The following is a 5,301-nucleotide window of genomic DNA, read 5'->3' on the forward strand; positions in this document are numbered from 1 at the left end:
CATCGCAGTACTGATCTACCACGGTGATCGTGGAGGTAGCCGTTCTTGAACCCAATTAAATACCCTTGCTAAGTTAAACTGTTAGTAATTAATTATACTCTCATGAGAGTAATAAAAGAGCGTTAGTCATTTGTCATTAGTCATTTGTATTTCAAAGGACAGATGACCAATTGACTTAGGACAGTCTTAGCGATTGCAATGTACAATCTAGACGCGCATCAGCTTAGTGCTTCTTCTTCCTCTACTTCCTCCATGAGTTTTGCTAAACTGTAATCCTCAAGAATTTCTTCAATCTTTTCAAATTCAGCGATAGGAATTTGTACGGCAATAGGTTGTTTATTTTCGTCGAGAACATAGTTCTTGTGAACTTCAAGCATTTTAATAACTCCTATGTGTAAAAATCCATTGGTGTTCACCTGTTAAAATTTTGGTGTCAGGCAATTAGATTTTAACAGTTTATAGCGATCGCATGGATTGGCCTCTCCCCCAACCCCTCTCCGAAGCGGAGAGGGGAGCCGGATTTCTCCCCCTTCCCGCACTTCGTGCCGCTACGCGAACGTAGGGAAGGGGGTTGGGGGGTTAGGTCAGATATTGTTGGGATGGTCGTAATTTATTCTAAACTTCCAAAGTTTGCTACAGACTATCAAAATTTTTCTAGATATAAATTAAACTCGAAACTCCAAAATTTTTAGAAAACTAAATATCAATAGAGAATTCAGAATACAAATTTAAAAACTCTTTTTCGTCAGGTTTTTTAAAATATAGTTTATCTCCATGAGCATTTCTATAATATAATTCATGTGGGCATTGCCCACCGTACTATTACCTACCTCGCCGCTGTTGGCATATCCAAAATATCCTCAATCTTCGGCATATCTTCCAACGGAATCACGCGCCCTTCATCCTCAAAACCTGCGATTTGATCAAAGTTCAAATACCGATACAAATCATCTGCAAAAGGATGAATTCTACTCGCCACAATTATCTCTAAATCTTGTTCTTTTTCTTCAACAAATAAAAATTCATGTAATTCATCTATTGAAACGGGAGATTTATAAATATTACTTTCAGACTCATAAACCACTTCAAAAGATTCAATTGCTTATTTCAGTTTTTTAATTGCATCTTCTTGACTATTTCCCTGCCCGACAATGCCGTTTTCTAAACATAAAGCAACCCAATAGCCAGAATTTTTTCTGAGTACGACGGTATAAAAATTCATTCCTTCCTCCAACTTAATAACTATTTTTTAAGGTTTCTTCTAATGTAAAAGGAGATTCTTTAGGAAAGAAATTTAATTTAATCCCTGTTTCATCAGATGCTTTGAGACGAGCTTTTTGATAACAATTTTCAAATACTTCTGCAAGTAGAGGTTGCAAACTGGGACTATCTTCTAATAATGTTTCAATACAGATACGTTGTTCAGAAATGGTACTGCGCCAACTTTCACTACGTTTTTCTGGTTGATATTGCCATTTTAGTAAGTGCATTAATAGCACAATTAATCTATTTTTTAACTCGCGTTTTTCACTTCTCCCCATGCTTTCAATTTCTTCAATTAAATTAGGTATATCTATTTCAGTAAAATTATTTTCTTTTAAATGATGGGCAATTGTTTGTGTCCACAAGTAAAAGTCTTGTTGATAAAGGCTTTTTTCATTCAGAAAAGATGGACTAGTCATGAATATTCCTCTTGGAAACGCTAAATATTAGGTGGGCATAACACCCACCTAATTAAACTATACTAACAAAGCCTGCTCTTCTTTAGAAATCATGCGCCCTTCATCCTCAAAACCGACGATTTGATCAAAGTTCAAATACCGATACAAATCATCTGCAAAAGGATGAATTCTACTCGCCACAATATCCAAATATTCCTGCACTGTAGGAAGCCGCCCCAGCAGCGCACAAACTGCGGCTAATTCTGCTGAACCAAGATAGACTCGCGCATCTTTACCCATGCGATTATTGAAGTTGCGCGTAGAGGTAGAAAACACCGTTGTCCCATCAGCAACTCGCGCCTGATTACCCATGCATAAACTGCATCCTGGTATTTCTGTACGCGCACCCGCAGCCCCAAAAATGCTGTATACACCTTCTTCTTTTAATTGGTGTTCATCCATGCGCGTTGGTGGTGAAATCCACAGGCGAGTTTTTACTTCACCTGCACCTTCCAAAACTTTGGCTGTTGCCCGATAATGACCAATATTCGTCATACAAGAACCGACGAATACTTCTTGTACTGGATCGTTAGCAACTTCCGATAATAACTTAACATTATCGGGGTCATTGGGAGCAGCAACAATTGGTTCTTTGATTTCGTTCAAATCAATTTCAATTATTTCGGCATACTCCGCATCGGCATCGCCTTCTAATAACACGGGATTTGCTAACCATTCTTCCATCTTTGCCACACGGCGCAGCATGGTACGCAGATCGTGATAGCCCCGTGCTATCATATTTTTCAGTAGCGCTACGTTAGAACGCAGATATTCAGAAATTGTCTCTACACTCAGCTTAATTGTACATCCGGCACAAGAACGTTCGGCACTAGCATCGGTGAGTTCAAAGGCTTGTTCAACTTTTAAATCTGGCAAACCTTCTATTTCCAGAATTCGCCCGGAGAAGACATTTTTCTTATTCTGCTTCTCTGCTGTCAGCAAACCTTTTTGAATTGCGACGTAGGGTATGGCATTCACCACATCCCGTAGGGTGATACCTGGTTGCAATTCACCTTTAAATCTTACCAAAACTGACTCTGGCATATCTAAAGGCATAACACCCAAGGCGGCTGCAAAGGCCACTAATCCAGAACCGGCTGGGAAGGAAATACCCAAGGGGAAGCGGGTGTGAGAGTCGCCGCCAGTTCCCACGGTGTCGGGTAGCAGCATCCGGTTTAACCAAGAGTGGATAATACCATCACCGGGACGGAGGGCGACACCGCCACGAGAAGCAAAGAAGTCGGGGAGTTCGTGATGGGTTTGGATGTCTACTGGTTTGGGATAAGCAGCAGTGTGGCAGAAACTTTGTATCACTAAGTCTGCACTGAAACCAAGACAGGCAAGTTCTTTCAATTCGTCGCGGGTCATGGGGCCTGTGGTATCCTGGGAACCAACGGTAGTGATGATGGGTTCGCAGGATGTGCCGGGACGCACACCAGGTAATCCGCAAGCTTTACCTACCATTTTTTGTGCTAGGGTGTAGCCTTTGCCTGTATCAAAGGCTTGCTGGGGACGGGTAAAGACTGTGCTGGGTTCTAAACCAAGTGCAAGACGAGTTTTATCGGTAAGGGTACGTCCGATAAGTAGGGGGATGCGTCCACCTGCGCGAACTTCATCGAGGATGGTGTCAGGTTTGAGGGCAAAGGTGGAAATGACTTCGCCTGCAACGTTAGTGATTTCGCCTTTGTAGGGATGGATGGTAATTACCATGCGGGTTTCTAGTTTGGTGACATCGCACTGAATAGGCAAAGCACCGGCATCTTCTGCTGTGTTAAAGAAAATAGGCGCGATCGCACCACCTAAAACATAACCCCCAGCGCGTTTGTTTGGCACAAAAGGTATATCATTTCCCATGTGCCACAATACTGAGTTGATGGCAGATTTACGCGAGGAACCTGTACCAACTACATCCCCCACGTAAGCTACAGGATGCCCTTTTTTCTTCAATTCGGCAATGGTTGCCAAGCTTCCCGGTTGCCGTGACTCTAACATCACTAAGGCGTGTAAAGGAATATCTGGGCGAGTTGTGGCGCTTTGGGCGGGCGATAAATCGTCGGTATTGGTTTCGCCAGGAACTTTAAAAACGGTGACAGTAATCGCTTCTGGTACTGTGGGGCGAAGAGTAAACCATTCAGCTTCCGCCCAAGAGTCAATCACCCGCTTGGCGAAAGGATTGGTTTTAGACAACTCTAAAACATCGTAGAAGGCGTCATACACCAAGAGGATTTTGCTTAAGGCGTTGGCGGCGTAAGCGGCAATGGGTTCCTTTCCTTGTCCACCCATTACCAGAGGTGTTTGGGATGAGTCTGAGAGAGATACGGTGGGAAATTGCAGCAAATCGATTAAAGCTTGCACATTGTAACCACCTATCATTGTCCCTAACAATTGCACCGCTTCTATGCGCGAAACCAAGGGACTGATGATTTCCTTTTTGGCAATGGCGGTGAGAAATCCAGCTTTAACATAAGCTGCTGGATCAACACCAGGAGAAACGCGATCGCGCAATAAATGTAATAATATCTCCTCTTGACCCTTTGGCGGATTTTTCAGTAATTCACATAATTCTGAGGTTTGCTTCGCATCCAATGGTAAAGGGGGAATACCGAGTGCTGCTCTTTGGGCAACGTGTTTACGATATGATTCCAGCATTTTTATGTTCTCCATTGGGATTTTCTCCCTTTAATTATGAAATATTTTTAGGCAATACTCGGCTATAAAAGTTTAGCTTACTTTTATTAGTGAAAGCCTTACTGGTAGTCGGTTATTAGCAAGTTGTTTTTATACTGAAGGTATAGTTTGAAAAGTATTAGGCGAATAGATTTTGCTACTATACAAACTGCACTTTTAAGACTTTGACTGTCAATTATTGCCTCTGACGGACTTGGATGACGTTGATGTTCTATGCGAACCCAAACTCTTAGAGGATGTTTGAAAAGTCCTTTCGTTGGTAGCAAAAAGTTTTAGATCCCCCTAAATCCCCCTTTTCAAGGGAGACTTTGATTCTAATTCCCCCCTTTTTAAGGGGGGTTAGGGGGGATCAACAAGTGCCTAAAATCACAGCTAACCACTTTTCAAACAACCTCTTAAACTGTCATGAATTTTTTGCCAAGTCCCATCTTTGCACCAATTGCGAAAATATGTATAGACTGTCTGCCAAGGTGGGAAATCTCCTGGTAGCGGTAAGCGAACTATGCCGAAGGCTTATCGCCATCTGACCGGAACCGAAAAGGATACAGAGCAACTAAGGGATTTTCAAGAAATAAATTATCCAAATAAATGAACCACAGAGACGCAGAGAGCACAGAGAGAGGAGAAATAGAGAGGGTTTTGTGTCAGTTTTGGGATATTTTTTTATTTGGAAGTCCCTAAATTTATTTATGGGGATCAAAAATGTTTGAATTTTGAATGCGTGAATTTTGAATTCGGAGCGTTCGCGCAGCGTCTCCAAGAGTTGTGTGCTTTTACCCCCTGGATGACCAAATTGTGAATCATACCCTGACCAAAAATTAACGACATTTCAAGGGTTATAGCCTAAACATCACATAAAAGTTTGCATAAAATTATGGCCGCGTGTCCTGAT

At 42.0% G+C, this 5,301-nt stretch carries 4 protein-coding genes and 1 pseudogene; all 5 read right to left on the bottom strand.

The window, feature by feature from the left end; genetic code table 11:
* Positions 1-218 precede the first annotated feature (218 nt).
* Complete coding sequence (locus tag LC653_RS44440; protein WP_229501620.1) at positions 219-377, bottom strand: RelB antitoxin-like protein; 159 nt, start codon at positions 375-377, stop codon at positions 219-221.
* A 449-nt stretch (positions 378-826) separates the two neighbouring features.
* Positions 827-1,084: a hypothetical protein gene (locus LC653_RS44445; protein ID WP_229501621.1), complete on the bottom strand. Its 258-nt coding sequence runs from the start codon at positions 1,082-1,084 to the stop codon at positions 827-829.
* Between the two features lie 151 nt (positions 1,085-1,235).
* Positions 1,236-1,682, bottom strand: a complete 447-nt coding sequence (locus tag LC653_RS44450) for a DUF29 domain-containing protein (RefSeq protein WP_229501622.1) — start codon at positions 1,680-1,682, stop codon at positions 1,236-1,238.
* Positions 1,683-1,739: 57 nt separating this feature from the next.
* Entirely contained in the window at positions 1,740-4,370 is a 2,631-nt protein-coding gene (gene acnB, locus LC653_RS44455; RefSeq protein WP_229501623.1) for a bifunctional aconitate hydratase 2/2-methylisocitrate dehydratase, read from the bottom strand.
* 435 nt (positions 4,371-4,805) lie between these two features.
* A pseudogene (locus LC653_RS44460) lies at positions 4,806-4,898 on the bottom strand (transposase); the annotation flags it as partial.
* Between the last annotated feature and the right edge of the window lie 403 nt (positions 4,899-5,301).

The organism is Nostoc mirabile CHAB5784 (assembly GCF_020829645.1).
GTDB lineage: Bacteria > Cyanobacteriota > Cyanobacteriia > Cyanobacteriales > Nostocaceae > Nostoc > Nostoc mirabile.

What these genes read in the sequence shown, in the direction of transcription:
- LC653_RS44440 (WP_229501620.1), bottom strand. Translation starts at nt 377, where the DNA reads ATGCTTGAAGTTCACAAGAACTATGTTCTCGACGAAAATAAACAACCT.
- acnB (WP_229501623.1), bottom strand. Translation starts at nt 4,370, where the DNA reads ATGCTGGAATCATATCGTAAACACGTTGCCCAAAGAGCAGCACTCGGT.
- LC653_RS44450 (WP_229501622.1), bottom strand. Translation starts at nt 1,682, where the DNA reads ATGACTAGTCCATCTTTTCTGAATGAAAAAAGCCTTTATCAACAAGAC.